This window comes from Herbaspirillum sp. FG34 (assembly GCF_057809315.1).
In genome coordinates this window covers 164,321-184,592 of the sequence record NZ_JBMDJS010000011.1, presented here as the reverse complement: position 1 = coordinate 184,592, position 20,272 = coordinate 164,321, and the positions used below count along the sequence as shown (strand labels likewise).

The following is a 20,272-nucleotide window of genomic DNA, read 5'->3' as shown; positions in this document are numbered from 1 at the left end:
CCGGCGCAAACTGGGGCGGCGTGGCCAGTGAGGGCTGGAAGGCTGAGAAGCCGACTGTCCCGGTGGTGGAGCACACCGCCGAGGACGTTGCCAAGGTGCGCCAAGAAATCGACCAGATCAATGGTCAGATTGGCGAGGCCCGCGCCAAGCACAATGCCCAAGCGCAGGCCAAGCAGCGCCGCGCCGAGTTGCAGGCACAGTCCAAGTCAGCGCCAAACGTGAGCGGGAACCTGAAGCGCGCCGAAGAGGAGCTTGCCGATTACGAGCCGCAGGTGGTGGAAATGCGCCAGCGTGCCGTCGGCGGTCGCCCGCTGGGCCTGGTGCATGACTTGGCTTATGCGCTGGCTGACCTCACTGACATGATCAATGACGAGCACTACGTAAATCACCCCGCCTATGGGGCCGCCGTCGCCGAGCTCGACCGCTACGAGGACCAACATGGCGAAATCAAACCCGCCGGCCAGGCCGACACCGAAGCACAAAACTCCCTGCCCGAGTACGAACGAGGCCTGGAGGTGCTGCAGAACCGCGTCAAGAACCTGAAGCGGGATTTCGATATGGCCACCGGCGCCGATCAGCGCCTGGCCGAACTGGAAGCGCAAACCGATTTCGAGACCGACCACGCCGCCGGCATCACCGAGCTGGAACAGCGCGCGTCCACCCTGCGCACCAGCCTGGGCAAGATGACAGAGGTGATCGAGGTGGCTGCAGCTGCCCAGCGCGCGCTGGACGCCGCCGACAACTTGACTGCCCAGGCCACCAAGGTGCACGAAGAGGTCAAGGCGTGGCTGGCCGTGGCCGATGCGTGCGCACCCGACGGCATCCCCGGCGAGCTGCTGGCCGAAGCACTAAAGCCGATCAACAGCGCCTTGACCGCCTCGGCGGCCTTCAGCGGCTGGGCCTCGGTCTATATCGATGCCGATATGGCTATCACCGCCGGCGGGCGCGCCTATGCCCTGCTCTCGGAGTCCGAGCAATGGCGCACCGATGCCATGATCGCCCAGGCCGTGGCCCAGGTAACCGGCCTGCGTATCCTGATGCTGGACCGCTTCGATGTGCTGGACCTGCCGGGCCGCTCGGACGCCATCAACTGGCTGCACTCGCTGGCAGAGGAAGGCCACATCGAAACCGCGCTGGTGTTCGGCACGCTCAAGCAGCTGCCGGCCCAGCTCCCGCCCACCTTCTCCTCGTTCTGGATCGCCAATGGTGTGATCGAGGCGCTGCGGGAGGCTGCGTGAGTTCGCGCAAGCGCCGTGTGGCGCGCAAGATCGCCCAGTTGATCCGCATGGATGATACGCGCTCGCGCATGTATTCCAGCGCCCTGCTGGGCGGTCCCGGAGTTCGCTTCTGGAATGCCTACATGATGCCGTTGGGCCACAAGCTGAATCGCATGGGTTACCGGGATCGTGCCATCGAGGCAATGGAATTGCGCCGTCGTTGGCGTGTTGCTCATGGAGGAAAGCCATGAAGCGCGACACCTTCACCGGCATCGGCGACGATGTCCGCGAGATCCGCCACTTCCACCTGTTCGGTGCCATTGGCGGCGGCGCGCGCGGCTTCAGCCGGGCCAGCGCCCGAGTGGGCAACATGGTGGCCAAGTTCCGCTGCATCGGTAGCGTGGACGTGGATGCCGCGGCGAACCGTGATTTCGGGCGCCTGGTCGGCGTGCCGGCCACTACCCTGGACCTGTTCGACCTGGATCAGTACCTGGCCTTCCATGGTCACATGCCGCCGCCTGGCTGGCGTGAGGCGCTGCCCGCTGACATCCGGCGCGCTGCCGGTGGCGAGCGGCCGCACATCGTGTTCCTGTCGGCACCATGCAAGGGATTTTCCGGCCTGCTGGCCGAGGGCAAGAGCAAGACCGATAAGTACCAGGCCCTCAACCGCCTGACCCTGCGCGGCGTCTGGCTGATGTTGGAGGCCTGGGCCGACGATCCCCCGGAGCTGATCATATTCGAGAACGTGCCGCGCATCGCCACCCGTGGGCGCAACCTGCTGGACCAGATCGTCGCGCTGCTGCGCCAGTATGGCTATGCGACGGCCGAGACCACGCATGACTGCGGCGAGATTGGAGGCCTGGCCCAGAGCCGCAAGCGCTTCCTGCTGGTCGGCCGCCACATGGCCAAGGTACCGAACTTCCTCTACGAACCGCCGAAGCGCAACCTGCTGGCGGTGGGCGACATCCTGGGTCGCATGCCGCTTCCAGGTGATCTGGCCGGCGGCCCGATGCACCGGATCCCGTCGCTGCAGTGGAAGACCTGGGTGCGCCTGGCGTTCGTGGAGGCCGGTAAGGACTGGCGCAGCCTCAACCGCTTGGCGATCGAGGACGGCCTCCTCCGGGATTACCTGATCGTGCCCGAGTATCACCGCGACTACATGGGCGTGCGCCACTGGGATGCCCCTACCGGAACTGTCGCCGGGAGGTCAACGCCAACCAACGGGGCCTTCTCAATCGCAGATCCGCGGGCCGCCGCCGGCGCCGCCGAGTATCAGCAGTATGGCGTGCTGGACTGGCGCGAATCGTCCGGTGCCGTGATCGGCGTCAAGTCGCCCGGCCAAGGCACCTTCTCTGTGGCTGACCCACGCCACGGCGGCCCAGCCAAGCACTCCAACGAATTCCGGATCGTTGAATGGGACCGCTCATCGTGCGCGGTAACCAGCGCCCACGGCACTGGCCAGGCTGTCGCGGATCCTCGACGCGCGGGAGAGTCGTATGGAAAGTATGGCGTCACGCCCTGGCAGGATCCGGCGGGCACCGTGATCAGCGGCAGTACCACCGGCCAGGGAGCCTTTGCGGTCGCCGATCCGCGTGCTGCACGCGAGGGCAAGCTGTTCAGCAAGTATCCGGTGGCGCAGTGGGATGGCGCGAGCGGTACCGTGATCGGCGGCGATGACACCGGCGCGTACGCGATTGCCGACCCGCGCCCGGCAAGCATCCCCCAGAAGGGAGACCACTACCTGACCGGCGGCCACTATGGCGTGCTGCCCATGGATGCGCACTCGGGCGCCGTGGCCTCGGCGGCCAGCTACGACAACGGCCGCTGGTCGGTCGCTGACCCGCGCATGCCGGCCGCGGCCGACAAGCTGGTCTGCGTCATCCGTGCGCTGGACGGCACTTGGCACCGTCCCTTCACGACCCTGGAGCTGGCGGCGCTGCAGTCACTGGTGGATCCGGAGGAGATGCTGGAGCTGGACGGCCTGTCGGATCAAGCCTGGCGCGAGCGCATCGGCAATGCCGTGCCGCCGGCGGCCGCCGAGGCCATCGCCTCCGAGATGGGGCGCACTCTCCTGCTGGCCTGGTCCGGCGAAACGTTCCAGCTCAGCGCGGCACCGATCTGGGTTCGGCCGGTGGCCGTGGCCTTAAGCGTCACACAGGGAGCAGCGGGATGTTACTGAGGATCCTCGGCGCGGAATCTTCTCCTCAGCTCTTCGATTTTGGGACGAACCGCGTCGTAACAAGCTGGCACATCGTCCGCGCCTCCGATATTAGAAACGTCCCAGTTGGCTCCGCCTTGCGGTTCAGGCTCATGCCAATGCACACCATCAATCGATGCGCCGTTACAGCACGGCTCGGCTGCGGTAAGCAGATTTACGAGGGATTGCAGATAGTCCGTCGACACAACGAAACGACCTTCTATTTGCTGCGCGTACTGAAGACGTACCAGATCCTGACTTGCCTCTTCGCTACTAGGAAATTCAACGACGGAGTGCCCAAAAGAACGCCTTGTATCCGCCAAATCGCCAGTCAAGAACGTCCAAATCCAACGCCCGTTCTCAAGTTGGACTACTTGATATTGCCCCATTCTATTTGCTCCCCGATGTTATTTGATCAACTAATCCTACCATGATCAGCGCTTACCCCCTTCAATGGCCCGACGGCTGGCCACGCTGCACAAGCCGCAAGACAGCGCGCTTCAGCACCAAGGCCCGCTCCTACCGCTTCGATAGCCTGACCATCAGCGAGGGCGTGGCGCGCGTGCTCGGCGAACTCGACCGCATGGGCTACACCCGAGACGACATCGTGATCAGCACGAACGTGCCCACCCGCTTGGACGGCCTGCCGCGCTCGGATCGCAGTGAGCCCGGCGACCCCGGCGCCGCTGTGTACTGGCGCACACGGAAAGGCGAAAACAAGGTCATGGCCATCGATGTGTATGACCGGGTCGCTGACAACCTGGCCGCCATTGCTGCAACGCTTGATGCGATGCGAGCGATCGAGCGCCACGGCGGCGCGGTCGTGCTGGAACGTGTATTCACGGGTTTCACCGCCCTGCCGAGCCCAGGACATAAGCGAGACTGGCAGGCGGTACTGGAACTGCAGGCGCTGCTGCAGCCTACCCTCGACGATGTGAAAAACGCCTACCGGCGCCTGGCGTCGATCCACCATCCCGATCGACCAGGCGGCAGCCACGACCGCATGACCGAACTGAATGCAGCGCTGGCCGAGGCAGAAAAGGAGCTCAAGCCATGCTGACCATTGAGCACGCCAAGACCTGGAGCATGCGCGAAACCGCCCACCACAACGGCGGTGCCAAGTTCTTCGGCTACACGCACACCTGCGTCGAGCAGCCGCGTCTGTCCCGTTTTGATCGCTACGACCGGAAGACCAAAGAGGTCACCTCCACTTGGCAGGTGGACGGTGAGCCCAAGGAGGGTTTCGAGCAGGCTATCGATGCGCTGAACAGGCCTCCGGTATTCACCGAGGATGAGATCGCGGAATTGCGCAAAGTCGGAGACGATTTCCAGCGCCTGCGTGGTGTCATCGATACCTTGGTGGCACACCGCCTCAGCGAAAAGGGAGCCGTCGAGTTCCGCAAGGGTGAATGCCGATTGACAGACGTTGGCAGTGCTGCACTGGCCGAGAAAGGAAATCCGTGACCGAATTCATCAAGATCATGCCCATTGAGCAATGCAAGGCGGTGAGCAGCGGCTGCCAATCGTACCCTCAGGACTATGCATCCAGAATGCCTGGATATTCCTGGGGAAAGCCGAAAGCCACTGCCGTTGCAACCTACGCCCTGGCTCAGTTGGAGGCGGCGCGCGCTAAGGATATGGCCACCCATGAGGCCAACGGCCCGGCCATCGCCGCTAACCTGGCTGTGGCGCAGAGTGTGCGCACCTTCATGGAGCAGGTCGGCATGCCCGCGTCGTACAGCGAGCGCGACATGAAATCACGGTCCCGCTACCCGAAGACCATTCGCCATGACGCAGGCTACCTGCAGGACCTGCGCCGCGAGTGCAAGACCGATGATGGCTTCTCCTATGCCACCCAAGTCTACGAGCGCCTGAAGAATACCTACCAGGAATACGCCGACCAGGCCGCGCGGGAAGCTGCAACAGAAGCTGGAAGAGCGCAGCGCGAGCAGGAAGAGGCGCTGGCCAAGCGCAAGGCCGATATGGAGCTGGCCGCCATCCTGCTGCGGTACGAACTGCCGCTGGAGAGTGACTGGTCGGACGTGCTGGAGCTCCTGCGTAAGAAGGACCAGCGCCTGGACCTGGCCATAGCCATGCGCGACACGCGCGGCGACTGGTCGGAAGGTGCATACCGTGTGAAGAACGCGCTGCAGCGCTTCACCATCCACACCAACGAGGACAAAGACATTGCGGCCGATGTGGCCGCGCACCTGGTCGATTTCGAGGATGGTCGCGTGTTCCGGGACTGCGAGTGGAACTATGACCGGATCCTGGGCACGGTGGTGGACCGCCAGCTGGTGGCGGATGCGGAAATCGCACGCAAGAACGTGGAGGACTGAGCGTGAGCGAAAACACGAAAATTGAATGGGCGGACCATACCTTCAACCCATGGGAAGGCTGCCAGAAGGTCAGCCCAGGCTGCGACCACTGCTACGCAGAAGCCCGCAACGCGCGCTTCGGTGGCGGCGTGGCCGTGAACTGGGGACCGGGCGCACCGCGCCGGCGCACCAGCGAATCCAACTGGCGCAAGCCGGTGGCCTGGAACGCAGCGGCGGAGGAGTTCCAGCGCCAGCATGGTCGCCGCCAGCGCGTGTTCTGCGCCAGCCTGGCTGACGTGTTCGACAACCAGGTGCCGGATCGCTGGCTAGCAGACCTCTTCGCGCTGATCGAGGCCACGCCCAACCTCGACTGGATCCTGCTGACGAAGCGCATCGGCAACGTGCCCGACATGCTGGTGCAGGTGGGCTACAGCTTGTTCTGGATGGAGCACCTGGACGAGCCCTACCTGCCCCGCAACGTCTGGCTGGGCGCCACGGTGGTCAACCAGGAGGAGGCCGACCGCGATATTCCGAAGCTGCTGGCCGTGCCGGCCGCGAAACGCTTCCTGTCGATGGAGCCGCTGCTGGGCCCGATCGACCTGAATCAGGCGCTGCCGCCCGTCCACTGCGACACCTGCAACGCCGACTACGGCGCGCTCTCGGCGCACGGTGCCGACACGCCCACCGGCATCGACTGGATCATCGTCGGCGGTGAGAGCGGCCCAGGCGCCCGAGACTTCGATATTGGCTGGGCGCGGTCCATCGTCGCTCAATGCTGGTTTGCTGGTATCGCGGCCCACGTGAAGCAGCTCGGCGCGTCGCCGATCTGGAATGGCTGCTCCTCGTCCCCGGAAGAGCACTGGCCTGATGGCACACGCCGGGAAGACCTCGGCCATGGTCACTGGCACATCCGACTGAAGGACAAGAAAGGCGGCGACATCGAGGAATGGCCGCTGGACCTGCGCGTGAGGGAGTTCCCGCAATGATGAAAGAGCTTCCAATTCCCTTCAAGGGCCACCTGGTGCGCGCTGTGCTGGCTGATGAAAAGACGCATACCAGGCGCGATATCTCCCGCCTGCGCGGCTTCGGCCAGATCACGGAATTCGGTCGCTCCGACACGCCAGGCTACGACTGGCATTTCCGGGACAGCGCGATGCGGTGGCACGACCTTCGGCACTTCGAGCTGCTGCGCGCTTGCCCCTACGGCATGCTCGGCCACCAGCTCTGGGTCCGTGAATCATGGCGGGCGCCATCCAGCTGCGATCCCCTTCCGCCGCGTTCCATCTCGGATAGCGAAGCAATCCGCTTCCTCGCTGACGAGACCGTCGGTGCCGATCCGGGCTTCGGTAAGGTGCGCCCAAGCATGTTCATGCCCCGGTGGGCAAGCCGCATTCAGCTTGAATTGACGGACGTGCGGGTCGAGCGTCTGCGGGACATCACCCGAGCGGATGCGGCCGCAGAAGGTATTTGCTTCCTGCTGCGAGACGGCTTCACCGGCAAGCTGCCAGATGGCACCAACATCATCCAGCCGCACTTCTGGCCGGAGGAGAACTTCGGCCGGCTCTGGCAGAGCATCAACGGTAAAGAGAACTGGTACGCCAGCCCGTGGGTGTGGGTAGTGGAATTCAGGAGGATCCAGCCATGAACATCCCGCCGCGCTTCATCCGGCACCGCGACGCGCCCGACTACCTGGGCATGGACCGAAACCGCTTCGATGCCGAGGTGCGCCCGGGCCTGACTGAAATCCCCATTGGCGGCCGTGGGATTGGATTTGACCGCCTTGACTTGGATGCCTGGGCCGATGAATATAAGGCCCGCAACGGGCGTCCGAGTCGCAAACTGAAGAGAGAAACATGCGAACAAGGACAAAAGGAATCTCCGTCGATGCCGGCGGGGAAAGAAAAGTTGACAAGCAGTACAAAGGGCAGCGCATCTTTGCCCGCCTCGGAACGGTCAGTCAGGAGGACGCCGAAGCCTGGCTCCGCGCCGAGCAAGCAGCAATTGACAGACAGCAAGCGCAACGCCCGCAGCATTATTTCCTCGATGCGGCTGACCGCTACCTAGACGAAAAGGAAAAAGAGGGCGAAAAGCAGTATGACTATGCCAACGCCCACCTGGCCAAGATCCTGCCGTACATCGGGACCAAGCTGATCGAGACGATCCACAGCGGCAGTTTCGACAAGTTCAAGGCCGACCGGATGACACCGGAAGGCGGCACCAAGGGGGTCACCCCGGCCACGGTCAACAAGACGCTGGAGGTGGTGCGCGCCATCCTGATCAGGGCGGCGCGGGTCTGGCGGAACGAAGACGGCACGCCGTGGCTGGTGTCGGCGCCGCTGATCGAGATGCTGGAGCACAAGAATCCGCGCCGGGCATACCCGATCACCTGGGAAGAGCAGGCCATGCTGTTCAATGAGCTCCCGCCCCACCTGGAACGCATGGCGCTGTTCGCCGTGAACGCCGGCACCCGGGACGAGAACACCTGCGGGCTGCGATGGGACTGGGAGCAGCGGTTCCCGGAGCTGGGCCGCAGCGTGTTCGTGATTCCGGCCGGCGAGTACAAGAGCGGCCGGCACCACGTGGTCATCTTGAACGACACGGCGCAGGCGGTGGTGGACGGACAGCGGGGGAAGCACAGCACTTTCGTCTTCCCCTATCGTGGCGAGCGTATCCAGGAAATGGGCAACAACGGCTGGAAGCAGGCGCGCGAGCGGGCCAAGCTGTCACAGGTCCGCGTGCATGACCTCCGGCATACCTACGCCACCAGGCTGCGTAATGCCGGGGTATCGGAGGAGGATCGGGCGCTGCTGCTGGGCCACTCGATCAAGAGCATGCCGCAGCACTACGCGGCCGGCACGGTTGAGCACCTGGTGGAACAGGCCAACAAGGTCGAGCTCACGCGGAAGAGGATGACTATCTTGCGCGTGGTCAACGGCTGAAAAGGTCACGCAGAAGTCACGCAGGCCGCTTTGCGGAAGTCACGCAAAGCAAAAAGGCCCTGAGCGCTGTCACGCTTAGGGCCTTTGTCAGCAAGGCTTTCGCCTTACTTGCATTTGGTTGCGGGGGCAGGATTTGAACCTACGACCTTCGGGTTATGAGCCCGACGAGCTGCCAGACTGCTCCACCCCGCGTCTGAAGAACACAATTATAGGACAGCCAAAATGGGAATGCAAACATTTTCTGCAATCTTTTTACAGTGATACACTCCTAACCGCATTGCAGCTTCCTGCAACCGTCCAGCCAGCCGGTCAAGCGGTCCGTGCCGCCACAGGAAAATGCACCCAAGGCCCCTTCCCTACTATATATAAAGACAGACACCTTCCGAGCCTCTATGAAATTCTGTTCCGAGTGCGGCCACACAGTATCCCAGCAGATTCCTCCCGATGACACGCGGCTGCGCCATGTCTGCACCAACTGCGGAGCGATCCACTATCAGAATCCCAAGATGGTGGTCGGCTCCATCCCCGTCTGGGAACAGGATGGCCAGGTCAAGGTACTGCTGTGCAAGCGTGCCATCGAGCCGCGTCTGGGTTACTGGACCCTGCCGGCCGGTTTCATGGAAAACGCGGAAACCACCGAAGACGCCGCCCGCCGCGAAACCGAAGAGGAGGCCGGTGCCCGTATCCAGCTGCACGAACTGTTCTCCCTGGTCAACGTGCCCCACGTCCACCAGGTCCACCTCTTCTACCGCGCTACCCTGCTCGACCTCGATTACCAGGCCGGCATCGAAAGCCTGGAAGTGGCCCTCTATACAGAAGACCAGATCCCCTGGCAGGACATCGCCTTCCCCACGGTGGAATTCACCCTGCGCGCCTTCTTTGCCCAGATGAAGAAAGTGCGCAGCGGTGAAGGCGGCTTCACGCTGCACACCGAAGACATCCGCCGCCGCATGATCTGATCCGCAGGAGCACGCGGATGATCGCCTGGCTGGATCTCGATACGCCCTTCCCCGATGTCTCGCGCGCCCTGGCCGATCCGGCCGGGCTGCTGGCCGCCGGCGGCGACCTGTCGCCACAGCGCCTGCTGGAAGCCTATCGCCACGGCATCTTCCCCTGGTTCTCCGAAGGCCAACCCATCCTCTGGTGGAGCACCGATCCGCGCATGGTGCTGCACACCGATCACTTCGTCGTCTCCGACAGCCTCAAGAAAACCCTGCGTCGCATCGAGCGCAGTCGCCACGGCGACGGACTCTGGCAAGTCACCTTCGATACCGTCTTCGAACAGGTCATGCAAGGCTGCGCCGGCCCGCGCCGACACGAACACGGCACCTGGATCTCGCCCGAGATCATGGCAGGCTATACCGGCCTGCATCGCGCCGGCTACGCCCACTCCTCCGAAGTCTGGCTCAACGGTGAACTGGTCGGCGGCGCCTATGGCGTCTCCATCGGTCGCATGTTCTACGGCGAATCGATGTTTGCCCGCGTCAGCGATGCCTCCAAGGTGGCCCTGGCACACCTGGTGTTCTTCCTGCGCAGCCATGGCGTGCAGATGATCGACTGCCAGCAGGAAACCGCCCACCTGGCCTCGCTGGGCGCACGCCCCATCCCCCGCAGCGACTTCCTGCACCATCTGCGCGCCGCCATCCAGTGGCCGCAGATCCATGGATGGGCACCCCTGAACCTGCTGGAAACCGGCATCCCGTCCGGCCCACGTGACTGAGCCTGGCTCCATCCTTCACTGCGACTATCAAAATGGTGTAAATTGGAACCTGACTCCAGGGACCCACGGTGCGCTCGACACCTCGCCGCCGGCCTCCCGCAAGACAGGACAGGACGCACATGACGCATCTCAAAGACTTGCCGTTCTCCACGTTGCAGTTCTATGCAACCGCGCCCTACCCATGCAGCTATCTCGATGACCAGCAGGCCCGCTCGCAAGTGGCCACACCCTCGCATCTCATCAACGCGGATGTGTACTCGGAACTGGTCAAGACGGGCTTCCGGCGCAGCGGCATCTTTACCTACCGCCCCTACTGCGATGGCTGCACTGCCTGCACTCCAGTACGCATCCGCGTAGCCGACTTCGAACGCAACCGCAGCCAGCGCCGCGCCTGGGAACGCAATCGCGGCCTGCAAACCCTGGTCACCAACCTGACCTACGCCCACGAGCACTACGAACTCTACCTGCGCTACCAGTGCGCCCGCCATGCCGGCGGCGGCATGGACCAGGACAGCCGCGACCAGTACGCGCAGTTCCTGCTGCAAAGCAAAGTCAACACCCGACTGGTGGAGTTCCGCGAGGCCGACGGCACGCTGCGCATGGTCAGCATCATCGACGTGCTCAATGACGGGCTGTCCTCGGTCTATACCTTCTTCGATCCCGACCTGCCGGCCGCTTCCTTCGGTACCTACAACATCCTCTGGCAGATCGAGCAAGCGCGCCAGCTGGAGATGCCCTACGTCTACCTGGGCTACTGGATCAAGGAAAGCCAGAAGATGGCCTACAAGACCAACTACCAGCCGCTGGAAGCCCTGCATGAGGGCCACTGGAGCCTGCTCGAAGGCTGAAGCGGGCTTCACGTCTGTGGCGCAACGTCTGCAAAAACAGCCGCAGAAACTGCAAATGATGGGCGACAACGGCCCGGATACGGAGAACGGAAGGCGGCACGCGTTAGAATAGCGGCAGTTTTTTTGGCCCTCTTCCTTACCTGATCGCCCCATCGTGTCCGACAAATTTCTCTACGCGCTCGCGCGTCCGCTGCTGTTTTCCCTGGAACCCGAAACCGCACACCACCTGGTGCTGCCCGCGCTGCGCTGCGCCGCACGCTACAGCCTGACCGATTTCATCACCAGAAAACCGGCCTCCGATCCGCGCACGGTCATGGGTATCACCTTCCCCAACCCGGTGGGCATGGCCGCCGGACTGGACAAGGATGGCGCCTACATCGACGGCCTGGCGGCGCTGGGTTTCGGTTTCATCGAAGTCGGCACGGTCACGCCGCGCGCCCAGCCGGGCAATCCGCTGCCGCGCATGTTCCGCCTGCCGGCCGCCAACGCGGTCATCAACCGCATGGGCTTCAACAATGGCGGCGTGGATGCCTTCGTGGCCAATGTGCAATCCTCGCGCTTCTATCAGGAGCGCCAGGGCGTGCTGGGCCTCAATATCGGCAAGAACGCCGATACCCCCATCGAGCGCGCCGCCGAAGATTACGTGCACTGCCTGGAAAAGGTCTATCCCTACGCCAGCTATGTGACGGTGAACATCTCTTCGCCCAACACCAAGAACCTGCGCCAGCTGCAAGGGGCCTCCGAACTGGATTCCCTGCTCTCGCAGCTGAAATCGGCCCAGCGCCGCCTGGCCGACCGTCATGGTCGCTACGTGCCGGTGGCGCTCAAGATCGCGCCGGACATGGACATGGAACAGGTCAAGAACGTCGCCGACGCCCTGCTGCGTCACCAGATCGATGGCGTCATCGCCACCAACACCACCATCACTCGCGATGCCGTGCAAGGCATGCCGCATGGGGAAGAAGCCGGCGGCCTGTCGGGCAAGCCGGTGCTGGAATTGTCAAACCAGGTGATCCGTGGCCTGAAGGCCGAAGTGGGCGAGGCGCTGCCCATCATCGGCGTGGGCGGTATCTTCAGCGGGGCCGATGCGCGCGCCAAGATCGAGGCCGGGGCCTCGCTGGTACAGCTCTACACCGGACTGATCTACCAGGGACCGGCGCTGGTGCACGAATGTGCCGACGCCCTGCGCGTGCCGCAGGCAGCACACGCGGCGCACCACTGAAGCGGCGCGCACCGCACAAACACAAACAGCAGGCCAGGTGCCTGCTGTTTGTGTTTCCGGGAGCGCTGCGCTCGCCCGTGGGTGATGCTCAATCCTTGGAGGACTCCTTCTTGAGATTGAAGATCCGGCGTGCATTGGCGTCGGATTCGGACTTCTTTTCAAAATCGGTCTTCTCGCAACCGGCCAACACAACACCGACGACCAGCGTCAGCAGCATGACGACAAAACGCATGATATTCCCCTGAAGATTCGGATGAGGCCCCGGATGGCCGCACGCCCCTTCGAGGAGCAGGCGGATAGCGCCGCAGGACGGGCCTGTGCGACCGGTATAGGGGGCCGGCAGGCGCCATTTTATGCGCAAAAGATCACTTCGCAATGACTATCAGTGAAAGTTTTCGCTCAAAACCGGCTGCCCGTTCCCCTCTATAATGGCAGGCTTCCGGCGGCCAGGCCGTCGCCCTGCTTTGTGTCCATGTCCGTCAACACCATCGCCCTCAACCGCCAGATGCGTCGTTTCGATGACCACGCCAGCGTCTGGCTGTTCGGTTACGGCTCCATCATCTTCAAGGCCGATTTCCCCTACCTGGAACGCCGCCCGGCCCACATCACCGGCTGGGCGCGACGCTTCTGGCAAAGTTCCCACGATCATCGCGGCACAGCCCAAGCCCCGGGCCGGGTGGTAACCCTGGTACCGGAGCAGGATGCCGTCTGCGCCGGCATGGCCTACCTGATCACGCCGGAAGTCTTTGCCCATCTGGATCATCGCGAGAAAAACGGTTACCTGCGCCTGGTTACCGAGATGAGCTTCGAGGATGGCCAGGTCGCCGAAGGGCTGATCTACATCGCTGCCGACGACAACGAAGCCTTCGCCGGGCCCGCCAGCGAACTGGAGATCGCGCGCCAGATTGCTGGCGCCGTCGGTCCCAGCGGGCGCAACAGCGAATACCTGCTCAAGCTGGCCCAGGCTTTGCGCGAGCTGGGCGCCGAAGACCACCACGTCTTCGCCATCGAACGACATCTGCTGCAACTGATCGGGCTGCCGCCCGTGCTATCGTCTGCGGCACGCCCCTGAGTCCCGCATCGCCTACGACCACAAGGAAGAGCAACATGATCAAGACCCTCGCCACCAGCCTCACCCTCATCATGGCCCTGGCCGCCTGCACCACCCCGGTGGAACGCACCGCCAGCGGCGCCATCCCCGCCGCGCGCGTCTACATCAAGAGCATGACCGAGCAGGCCGCGGGCCTGTCGCCCGTCACCTTCACCCGTGCCGCCGGCCTGCTCAACAACGACATGCTGGAACTGGCCATCAACGATGTGGTGCTGGCCCAGATCGCCGGCGGTGAACATCTGTCGATCTGGCTCAAGCCCGGCAGCTATGATTTCAGCATCAAGCGCGTCAACAGCCTGGGCAGCAATGCCGGACCGACGACGGACAAGCTGGCGCTGCCTGTGGCCCAAGGCGGCCGCTACGAGCTCCGGATCAATACCGAATTGCGCGGCCTGAACCTGCAACTGGTCAAGTAAGCCTGAGCATCCTGCACGACAAAACGTGCCGGAATTCGTGATGTTGCCCCATAGCCCCTGTCGTACGGATGACACACCGTGCCACGGGGGCTTGCTGCGTCAGCCCGGAGGGTTTTACGCAAGCCATTGATTAAAAACGGTTTTTCTCAAGAAAAAAAGACATCGGAGATACCCGAACAGCCAATCATTCACAAAATAGATAACTGGTATTGGGATTCAAAAGTGGAAGCACGCCCGTGAAGCGAATATATTGCAATGCAACAGATCAATTTCTTCCTCACGGAGCTCACCATGAACATCATCGCCGACATCCTCCCGTACACCCTGCTCATCGGCGCCATGGTTGCGCGCTACCTGATTTCGGTCAAGTAAGCAGCCTCCTGGCCGGGTGATCGCCCGTCTCCGCACGGAGACGCGATGCCACTTCGGAGCAGTCCTGAAAAGCGGTTATTGTCGCGTTGCAACGCTGACAAGCCGCTTTTTCTTTTGGCGCCGGTCGCGGATCGATTCGCACTGATTTAGCGCAAATTCGCACCATTATCATCATCGTTGATATCTCAACGATTTACCATGGTGCAACTCTGGCTTGCCGGTGTGGTAAATGTCGTGTCGTCGTCTGACTTGCAAAGCTGCTGCAGCGCATTACACTCGCAAGCTTTGCCAACGCAACGAAAGTGACGCATGAAGCGACTTGCCTCCCTCCTCGCCGCCTCCGCCCTGCTGCTGGCCGTGCAAGGCTGCGCCTGCGCGCCTGGCTTCGTCGGCTTTGACAGCCGCTGCCAGTTCAGCAACGTTCCCAGCGGGCAACCCTGAGTGAACAAAAAAGCACCGGATTGGCCCCTTCAGAAGCCTGTCGCGGTGCTTTACATGCGTAATTCCAGGTTAATTCCTGAACCCTTCTTCACGCTAGCTTCAGCGTCTTCTGGTTTTACCCCATCGATACCGTCGGCATTGGACTGGCTTGCTCGGTCGGCGGCAACTGTCCCAGCCACTCCCGCAAGTCCTGCATGGCCTGCTCACGCAGTCGGGTTTCCTCATTGAAGATCTCGTGGTAAGCCTGGGCGTACCAGTGCAGCGTCTTGCTTTGGCCGGGCAGGGCCTCGTAGAAGGCCCGGCTGCCGCGCGGGGCGACGAAGGCGTCATCGCCGGCGACCTGCAGCAGCACTGGCCGCGTGAACTGGACGGCATCGCGCGCCGTCTGCCGCATGGCATCGAGCATGAAGTTGAGCATGCGCGGCGCGATCTTGCCGTGATTGAGCGGGTCCTGGCGGTACGCTCTTACCTGCTGCGGATCGTGCGAGATGCGCGCAGCCGGCAAGGCGGTCGGCAGGGCCAGGCCCGGGGCGATGGCCGAGGAGACCTTCAGCAGCAGCCGCTGCCAGCGCGACAGATCCAGCGCCAGCGCCGGTGAGGACAAGGCCAGTGCCCGCACCGGGCTGAAACCGCCGGTGGCAAAGCGCGCCGCCACCAGGCCGCCCATGCTGTGACCGAACAGCAGCGGCGTGCACTGCGTACGGCGGCTGAAGTCATCGAAGCTCTGCTTCAGGTCGCGCAGCAGATCATCCGGTCGGATCAGGCTGCCCTGGCGGCCACCCGAATTGCCATGGCCGCGATGGTCGCAGATGCGCACGGAAAAGCCGGCCTGATTGAACAGCTGTGCCAATGCCTCATAGCGCCCGCCATGTTCCCCCAGGCCATGCACCATCTGCACCGCCGAGGTGGCGCCGGGCAGCAGCCAGTCGCGGCAAAACAGGCGGGTGCCGTCGGCGGCGTCGATCCAGTGTTCCTGTACGGGGAGAGGATGGCTCATGGTTTCCTGAAGGAAGAGGACTGCGCATCCGCCTGGCGGCGCGTCATTCGCCAGGCCTTGCGCAGGCGCCGGCTCTGGCGCAGGGCGAGCTGCAGCGAGGCAGCCCAGGACAAGGGACGCGGATGCACCACCGCGCGCAAGGCGCGGGCATAGTCCAGCACCATGCCCGGCGTCCAGGCCATGGTCACGGCGCGCTTGCGGATCTGGCTGGCGACCCAGATCTCGGGCGTCAACATCATGCGCACCGCATTGAACCAGTGCCGGTCCCGGGTGCCGATGACACCCTCAAGCGCGGCCTCCAGGGCATGAGCCACGGTGCTGGAGCAGTTGCGATAGGTGAGGTTGTAGATCTCGGTCTGGCGGTAATGCTGCCAGAAGCGCTCCAGCGAGGCGCGACGGTAGTCGCGGAAGACGATCTTCTCGGTCGATTCGCACCAGGCCGCGGCTTCGCTGCGGTAATCGGTGAGGTAGCGGCCCTTGACGTCGTTGTCGGCCGTGGCGCGCAGCAGCCGGGCGAACTGATCCGGCGAGCGGTCGATTTCCTCGGCCGGATAGAGGCTGATGTACAGATCGGGCAGGATCTCCAGCGCGGCGTGGCCGGTCGAGATGACACCCTGGGTGTCGACGGCGGCAATGTAGCGGTCGATCACCGGCTGCCGCCGGGCCTGTCCCTTGGCGCTGCCGGTGGGGGTCCATACGTGCAGGGTCATCGGCGCCAGCGGCCCCGGTGTCGCAGCAGCCGTGGCCGGGGCGCGCAGCTGCGCCTGCAGGTCGGGGGCAGCGTCGTGCAGCCCGGCATCGAAGGGCAAGTCATCGCCGCTGTTGCGCTCGGCCAGCACGTCAGCGGCGGCCTGCTGCGGCAGCATGCGGCTGCGCAGGGCCACCCAGATCATGTTCCAGCCACCGAAGACCAGGCCCAGCGCCAGGCAATACGGCACGGTCCCCTTGTAGTGGGTGGGATAGGGCTGGAAGAAGAAGATCGCCAGCCCGATCTGCACGACCCCGCCGAACATGGCCGTGCGCCAGCGCGGAAAGCGCACCACCAGGGCCGAGGTGATCTGCAGCGCACCGCCGATGGTGAAGGCCAGCCCAAACAGCATGGCCAGCGCCATGTTGCTGGCGTAGTGCTGGGTGATGACCAGGATAGCAATGAGCAGGAACAAGCCGCCCTTGGCGTAGCGCAGGGTCTTCTGCGCGCCCATGCCGCTGTTGGCCACCCACAGGGTGACCAGGCTCTCCAGCAGCAGCAGGTAGCCGAACAGGGTCAAGGGGAAATTGAGCACGCCATCGAGTGCATCGATCATCAGCGACACGCCGACGGCTCCCCAGGCCAGACCGGCCACGGCCAGAGCGTGCCAGTTGCGGCGGATGAAATCGGCACCCAGCAATAACAAGACAAGTCGTATCACGGCATTCCCGGGGCTGTGCCCTTCCTTTTGCGATCCCGCATTCTGGGGGATTCCCTGCGGCGAGGCAAATCGGCATGCGGCAAGGCTGGCCCGGAGCGGCACAATCACGCACAATGCCAGGCTGTCCACCATTGCTGCCGATCCTGTTCATGTCCTTGCCGGTCCTCCTCTCCGCCATGGCCAGCAGCCTCCTGCTGCCGCCCGTCTCGCCCCTCCTGCTGTACCTGGCCGGGCGATGGCTGCGCCGTCGCGCGCCGCGCAGCGGTCTGGCCCTGATGCTGCTGGGGGTGATGATCCTGCTGGTCCTCAGTACCCGCATCGGCGCCCTGTGGACGGTACGCCCCCTGGAAGACCAGTATCCGCCGCTGACCGGCCCCGGCGATGCGCAGGCCATCGTCATCCTGGGATCGGGTCGGGTCGACCGGGCGCCGGAATACGGTGGCAGCGACGACGCCACCGCCCTCGGCATGAAGCGGCTGCAATACGGCGCCTATCTGGCGCGCCAGACCGGCCTGCCCATCCTGGTGACCGGCGGCAGCCCCGACGGTTCGCCGGAAAGCGAAGCCGCCCTGATGACGCGCGACCTGCAGCGCGACTTCGGGGTAGCGGTGCGATGGCAGGAGCAGCAGGCCGACACCACGGCCCAGAACGCCAGCCATTCGGCCGCCATGCTCAAGGCCGATGGCATCACGCGCATCCTGCTGGTCACAGACAGCATCCACATGCCGCGCGCCATGCGCGTATTCACGCAGACGGGCTTGCAGGTCCGGGCAGCGCCTACCCTGTTCCACGGTCGGTCACGCCCCCGACCCACCGACTACCTGCCGCGCGCCAGCAACCTTGAGCTGGCCAGTTATGCCCTGCGTGAACGGATCGGCCTGTGGTGGTATCGGTTCCGCTCGGCGCTGGAGCAGTGAAATTGTCCCGCACCGCACCATTCATTTCCGAAAATGAGCGCACTTGCGCCTCCTGTTCCGGCATTCAGCAAGGCAATACCGGGTTAGAGTGGCAAGGTCGCGCGCATTTCATCTGCGAAAGCCCGTGAACACCACCTTGACTTGGCAACAATGACGCTCACGCAAGACGATGCACCAGGCCCGCGGGGTCCGCTGCCATCGTCCAGGCACGACGATGCCGGCGAGCGTCCAGATAAAAATTGGGAGATTACATCATGGGCCAGTTATCCTTCAGCAAGAAGCTGTGGCTGCCACTCGTATTGAGCCTCGTCGCCCTTCTGGCGATTTCCGTCTTCAGCGCCTATATGGTGCGCGACGTGCGCCTGGAAGAGCGCAAGAACGATCTGACCAACATCGGCCAGACCGCGCTGTCGCTGGTCAAGGCCTATGGCAGTCTGGCCGACAGTGGTGCCCTCACCAAGGAAGAGGCACAAAAACGTGCCAAGGCCGCCATCAAGAGTCTGCGCTACGGGACCGATGGCTACTTCTCGATTTCCACCTCGGCCCAGATCATCGTCATGCACCCGATCAAGACCGAACTGGACGGCAAGGACCTGACCAACTTCAAGGATCCGGCCGGCAACAACCTGTTCGTCGAGATCACCAAGGCCGGCAGCAAGCCCGGCGGCGGCTTCGTGCACTACCTGTGGCCCAAGGTCGGCGCGGCCGAACCGGTGGCCAAGACTTCCTTCGTGATCGCCTACCAGCCCTGGGACTGGAACCTGACTACCGGCGCCTACATGGATGACATCAACGCTGCCTTCATGGGCACGCTGGCCCGCATGGCGATCCTCTTCGCCGTGGTCGCCGCCGCCCTGGTGGGGCTGGTGATCGTGATCAACCGCGGCATCCTGCGCACCATCGGCGGCGATCCGGCCAAGGCGGCCGAGGTCGCCAACCGCATCGCCCAGGGTGACCTCACCCCCAACATCCAGACTGCGCCGGGCGACCAGAGCAGCCTGCTGTACGCGGTGCGCAGCATGCGTGACTCCCTGCTGAGCACCATCGCCAATATCAAGACTTCGGCCGATACCATCGCCACGGCTAGCCACGAAATCGCCAGCGGCAACCTCGACCTGTCCAGTCGCACCGAGCAGCAGGCCGGTTCCATCGAGGAAACCGCCTCGGCCATGGAAGAACTGACCGCCACCGTCAGGCAGAACGCCGACAACGCGCGCCAGGCCAACCAACTGGCCGAATCGGCATCGGACGTGGCGATCCAGGGCGGCAGCGTGGTCGGCCAGGTGGTGCAGACCATGGAAGGCATCACCGACAGCTCGCGCAAGATTGCCGACATCATCGGCGTGATCGACGGCATCGCCTTCCAGACCAATATCCTGGCCTTGAATGCGGCCGTGGAAGCGGCCCGTGCCGGCGAACAGGGGCGCGGCTTTGCGGTGGTGGCCTCGGAGGTGCGTTCGCTGGCCCAACGTTCGGCCTCGGCGGCCAAGGAAATCAAGACCCTCATCGATGACTCGGTGAGCAAGGTCGATACCGGCAGCAAGCTGGTGGAACAGGCCGGCGCCACCATGACCGAAGTGGTGGCCAGCGTACGTCGGGTCACCGACATCGTCGGCGAGATCAGCTCGGCCAGCCAGGAACAGAGTGCCGGCATCGCCGAAGTCGGCCGCGCCATCACGCAGATGGATGAAGGCACGCAGCAGAACGCCGCACTGGTGGAGCAAGCTGCTGCCGCCGCGCAATCGCTGCAGGACCAGGCCGCTACCCTGGCCGGACTGGTAGGACGTTTCCAGATCGATGGCAACCAGGCACGTACCGCCCAGGCCACGCCAGTGGCACCGGCCGCACCCGTGGCCGCCAGGGCGGCACCGCGCCCGGCGCCGACGGCTGCGGCGCCACGCAAGCCGGCGACGACGTCGGCTGCTCATGCGGCCATTGCCGCACCCAAGGCAGCCGCAGCCAAACCCGCTGCCGCACCAGCCGCCAAGACCGAGCCACAGGCCGAGAAGACAGCCGCCAAGCCGGCCGCCAAAGCCTCGCGCCTGCCTGCCGGAGAAGATGAAGGGGATTGGGAAACCTTCTGAGCCAATGAGCGCCGTACCGCCAGCCCGCCAGCCCGCTTCGTGCGGGCTTTTTCATGGGTGATGC

Annotated in this window: 21 protein-coding genes and 1 tRNA gene; 18 read left to right on the top strand and 4 right to left on the bottom strand. The window is 63.9% G+C overall.

The features are described from left to right. The 9 genes from ACODSZ_RS15410 to ACODSZ_RS15370 all read left to right on the top strand — a co-directional run. Positions 1–1,238: hypothetical protein (locus ACODSZ_RS15410; protein ID WP_488927946.1), on the top strand; the 1,238-nt coding region annotated here is incomplete at its 5' end. Beyond that, a complete protein-coding gene (locus tag ACODSZ_RS15405) occupies positions 1,235–1,468 on the top strand; it encodes a hypothetical protein (RefSeq protein WP_488927945.1) in 234 nt (77 codons plus the stop codon). The genes ACODSZ_RS15410 and ACODSZ_RS15405, both read left to right, overlap by 4 nt. Beyond that, positions 1,465–3,396 carry a DNA cytosine methyltransferase gene (locus tag ACODSZ_RS15400; RefSeq protein ID WP_488927950.1) on the top strand — a complete coding sequence of 644 codons (1,932 nt, stop codon included), beginning with the start codon at positions 1,465–1,467 and terminating at the stop codon, positions 3,394–3,396. The genes ACODSZ_RS15405 and ACODSZ_RS15400 overlap by 4 nt, the downstream gene beginning before the upstream one ends. A gap of 448 nt (positions 3,397–3,844) precedes the next feature. Further along, positions 3,845–4,474 carry a J domain-containing protein gene (locus tag ACODSZ_RS15395; protein ID WP_488927944.1) on the top strand — a complete coding sequence of 210 codons (630 nt, stop codon included), beginning with the start codon at positions 3,845–3,847 and terminating at the stop codon, positions 4,472–4,474. Next, positions 4,468–4,878 carry a hypothetical protein gene (locus ACODSZ_RS15390; protein ID WP_488927943.1) on the top strand — a complete coding sequence of 137 codons (411 nt, stop codon included), beginning with the start codon at positions 4,468–4,470 and terminating at the stop codon, positions 4,876–4,878. The genes ACODSZ_RS15395 and ACODSZ_RS15390 overlap by 7 nt, the downstream gene beginning before the upstream one ends. Further along, positions 4,875–5,753: a hypothetical protein gene (locus ACODSZ_RS15385; protein ID WP_488927942.1), complete on the top strand. Its 879-nt coding sequence runs from the start codon at positions 4,875–4,877 to the stop codon at positions 5,751–5,753. The genes ACODSZ_RS15390 and ACODSZ_RS15385 overlap by 4 nt, the downstream gene beginning before the upstream one ends. 2 nt (positions 5,754–5,755) lie before the next feature. Next, positions 5,756–6,718, top strand: coding sequence for a phage Gp37/Gp68 family protein (locus ACODSZ_RS15380; RefSeq protein WP_488927941.1), 963 nt, complete (start codon positions 5,756–5,758; stop codon positions 6,716–6,718). After that, entirely contained in the window at positions 6,715–7,377 is a 663-nt protein-coding gene (locus ACODSZ_RS15375) for a hypothetical protein (protein WP_488927940.1), read from the top strand. The genes ACODSZ_RS15380 and ACODSZ_RS15375 overlap by 4 nt, the downstream gene beginning before the upstream one ends. 208 nt (positions 7,378–7,585) lie before the next feature. After that, a complete protein-coding gene (locus ACODSZ_RS15370) occupies positions 7,586–8,671 on the top strand; it encodes a tyrosine-type recombinase/integrase (protein WP_488927939.1) in 1,086 nt (361 codons plus the stop codon). A 115-nt stretch (positions 8,672–8,786) separates the two neighbouring features. Here the strand turns inward: ACODSZ_RS15370 and ACODSZ_RS15365 are convergent. Continuing rightward, positions 8,787–8,863, bottom strand: a tRNA-Met gene (locus tag ACODSZ_RS15365). A 200-nt stretch (positions 8,864–9,063) separates the two neighbouring features. On the opposite strand from ACODSZ_RS15365, the gene ACODSZ_RS15360 reads away from it, so the two are divergent. The 4 genes from ACODSZ_RS15360 to ACODSZ_RS15345 all read left to right on the top strand — a co-directional run bounded on the left by ACODSZ_RS15360 (position 9,064) and on the right by ACODSZ_RS15345 (position 12,461). Next, a complete protein-coding gene (locus ACODSZ_RS15360) occupies positions 9,064–9,630 on the top strand; it encodes an NUDIX hydrolase (protein WP_008330652.1) in 567 nt (188 codons plus the stop codon). Positions 9,631–9,647: 17 nt separating this feature from the next. Then, entirely contained in the window at positions 9,648–10,391 is a 744-nt protein-coding gene (gene aat, locus ACODSZ_RS15355; RefSeq protein ID WP_488927938.1) for a leucyl/phenylalanyl-tRNA--protein transferase, read from the top strand. A gap of 119 nt (positions 10,392–10,510) precedes the next feature. After that, positions 10,511–11,239: an arginyltransferase gene (locus ACODSZ_RS15350; protein ID WP_008330660.1), complete on the top strand. Its 729-nt coding sequence runs from the start codon at positions 10,511–10,513 to the stop codon at positions 11,237–11,239. A gap of 154 nt (positions 11,240–11,393) precedes the next feature. Then, positions 11,394–12,461, top strand: a complete 1,068-nt coding sequence (locus ACODSZ_RS15345) for a quinone-dependent dihydroorotate dehydrogenase (RefSeq protein ID WP_175343598.1) — start codon at positions 11,394–11,396, stop codon at positions 12,459–12,461. Positions 12,462–12,549: 88 nt separating this feature from the next. On the opposite strand, the gene ACODSZ_RS15340 is transcribed toward ACODSZ_RS15345, so the two are convergent. Then, on the bottom strand, positions 12,550–12,693 hold the full coding sequence (locus tag ACODSZ_RS15340; protein WP_175343597.1) for a hypothetical protein: 144 nt from the start codon (positions 12,691–12,693) through the stop codon (positions 12,550–12,552). Positions 12,694–12,933: 240 nt separating this feature from the next. Here ACODSZ_RS15340 and ACODSZ_RS15335 point away from each other — a divergent pair, with 240 nt between their 5' ends. From ACODSZ_RS15335 to ACODSZ_RS15325, 3 genes are all read left to right on the top strand, one after another. Further along, positions 12,934–13,533, top strand: a complete 600-nt coding sequence (locus ACODSZ_RS15335; protein ID WP_488927937.1) for a gamma-glutamylcyclotransferase — start codon at positions 12,934–12,936, stop codon at positions 13,531–13,533. 35 nt (positions 13,534–13,568) lie between these two features. Beyond that, positions 13,569–13,988 (top strand): NAD-GH domain containing protein, encoded by a 420-nt coding sequence (locus ACODSZ_RS15330; RefSeq protein WP_488927936.1) that lies wholly within the window; start codon positions 13,569–13,571, stop codon positions 13,986–13,988. Between the two features lie 681 nt (positions 13,989–14,669). Further along, the gene (locus tag ACODSZ_RS15325; protein ID WP_008330666.1) at positions 14,670–14,801 is read left to right on the top strand and encodes a hypothetical protein; all 132 of its coding nucleotides are present in this window, start codon (positions 14,670–14,672) and stop codon (positions 14,799–14,801) included. Between the two features lie 115 nt (positions 14,802–14,916). Here ACODSZ_RS15325 and ACODSZ_RS15320 read toward each other — a convergent pair whose 3' ends face one another. After that, positions 14,917–15,798 (bottom strand): alpha/beta hydrolase, encoded by an 882-nt coding sequence (locus tag ACODSZ_RS15320; protein ID WP_488927935.1) that lies wholly within the window; start codon positions 15,796–15,798, stop codon positions 14,917–14,919. Then, positions 15,795–17,207, bottom strand: a complete 1,413-nt coding sequence (locus ACODSZ_RS15315; RefSeq protein WP_488927934.1) for an HdeD family acid-resistance protein — start codon at positions 17,205–17,207, stop codon at positions 15,795–15,797. The genes ACODSZ_RS15320 and ACODSZ_RS15315 overlap by 4 nt, the downstream gene beginning before the upstream one ends. A gap of 149 nt (positions 17,208–17,356) precedes the next feature. Here ACODSZ_RS15315 and ACODSZ_RS15310 point away from each other — a divergent pair, with 149 nt between their 5' ends. After that, the gene (locus tag ACODSZ_RS15310) at positions 17,357–18,124 is read left to right on the top strand and encodes a YdcF family protein (protein WP_488927933.1); all 768 of its coding nucleotides are present in this window, start codon (positions 17,357–17,359) and stop codon (positions 18,122–18,124) included. A 254-nt stretch (positions 18,125–18,378) separates the two neighbouring features. Continuing rightward, positions 18,379–20,208 (top strand): methyl-accepting chemotaxis protein, encoded by a 1,830-nt coding sequence (locus ACODSZ_RS15305; RefSeq protein ID WP_175343594.1) that lies wholly within the window; start codon positions 18,379–18,381, stop codon positions 20,206–20,208. The last annotated feature ends 64 nt before the right edge of the window (positions 20,209–20,272 follow it).

Coding starts and splice junctions, on each gene's coding strand:
- ACODSZ_RS15375 (WP_488927940.1), top strand. CDS start 6,715: ATGATGAAAGAGCTTCCAATTCCCTTCAAGGGCCACCTGGTGCGCGCT.
- ACODSZ_RS15320 (WP_488927935.1), bottom strand. CDS start 15,798: ATGAGCCATCCTCTCCCCGTACAGGAACACTGGATCGACGCCGCCGAC.
- ACODSZ_RS15360 (WP_008330652.1), top strand. CDS start 9,064: ATGAAATTCTGTTCCGAGTGCGGCCACACAGTATCCCAGCAGATTCCT.
- ACODSZ_RS15330 (WP_488927936.1), top strand. CDS start 13,569: ATGATCAAGACCCTCGCCACCAGCCTCACCCTCATCATGGCCCTGGCC.
- ACODSZ_RS15325 (WP_008330666.1), top strand. CDS start 14,670: ATGAAGCGACTTGCCTCCCTCCTCGCCGCCTCCGCCCTGCTGCTGGCC.
- ACODSZ_RS15335 (WP_488927937.1), top strand. CDS start 12,934: ATGTCCGTCAACACCATCGCCCTCAACCGCCAGATGCGTCGTTTCGAT.
- ACODSZ_RS15350 (WP_008330660.1), top strand. CDS start 10,511: ATGACGCATCTCAAAGACTTGCCGTTCTCCACGTTGCAGTTCTATGCA.
- ACODSZ_RS15370 (WP_488927939.1), top strand. CDS start 7,586: ATGCGAACAAGGACAAAAGGAATCTCCGTCGATGCCGGCGGGGAAAGA.
- ACODSZ_RS15340 (WP_175343597.1), bottom strand. CDS start 12,693: ATGCGTTTTGTCGTCATGCTGCTGACGCTGGTCGTCGGTGTTGTGTTG.
- ACODSZ_RS15310 (WP_488927933.1), top strand. CDS start 17,357: ATGTCCTTGCCGGTCCTCCTCTCCGCCATGGCCAGCAGCCTCCTGCTG.
- ACODSZ_RS15305 (WP_175343594.1), top strand. CDS start 18,379: ATGGGCCAGTTATCCTTCAGCAAGAAGCTGTGGCTGCCACTCGTATTG.
- ACODSZ_RS15400 (WP_488927950.1), top strand. CDS start 1,465: ATGAAGCGCGACACCTTCACCGGCATCGGCGACGATGTCCGCGAGATC.
- aat (WP_488927938.1), top strand. CDS start 9,648: ATGATCGCCTGGCTGGATCTCGATACGCCCTTCCCCGATGTCTCGCGC.
- ACODSZ_RS15390 (WP_488927943.1), top strand. CDS start 4,468: ATGCTGACCATTGAGCACGCCAAGACCTGGAGCATGCGCGAAACCGCC.
- ACODSZ_RS15395 (WP_488927944.1), top strand. CDS start 3,845: ATGATCAGCGCTTACCCCCTTCAATGGCCCGACGGCTGGCCACGCTGC.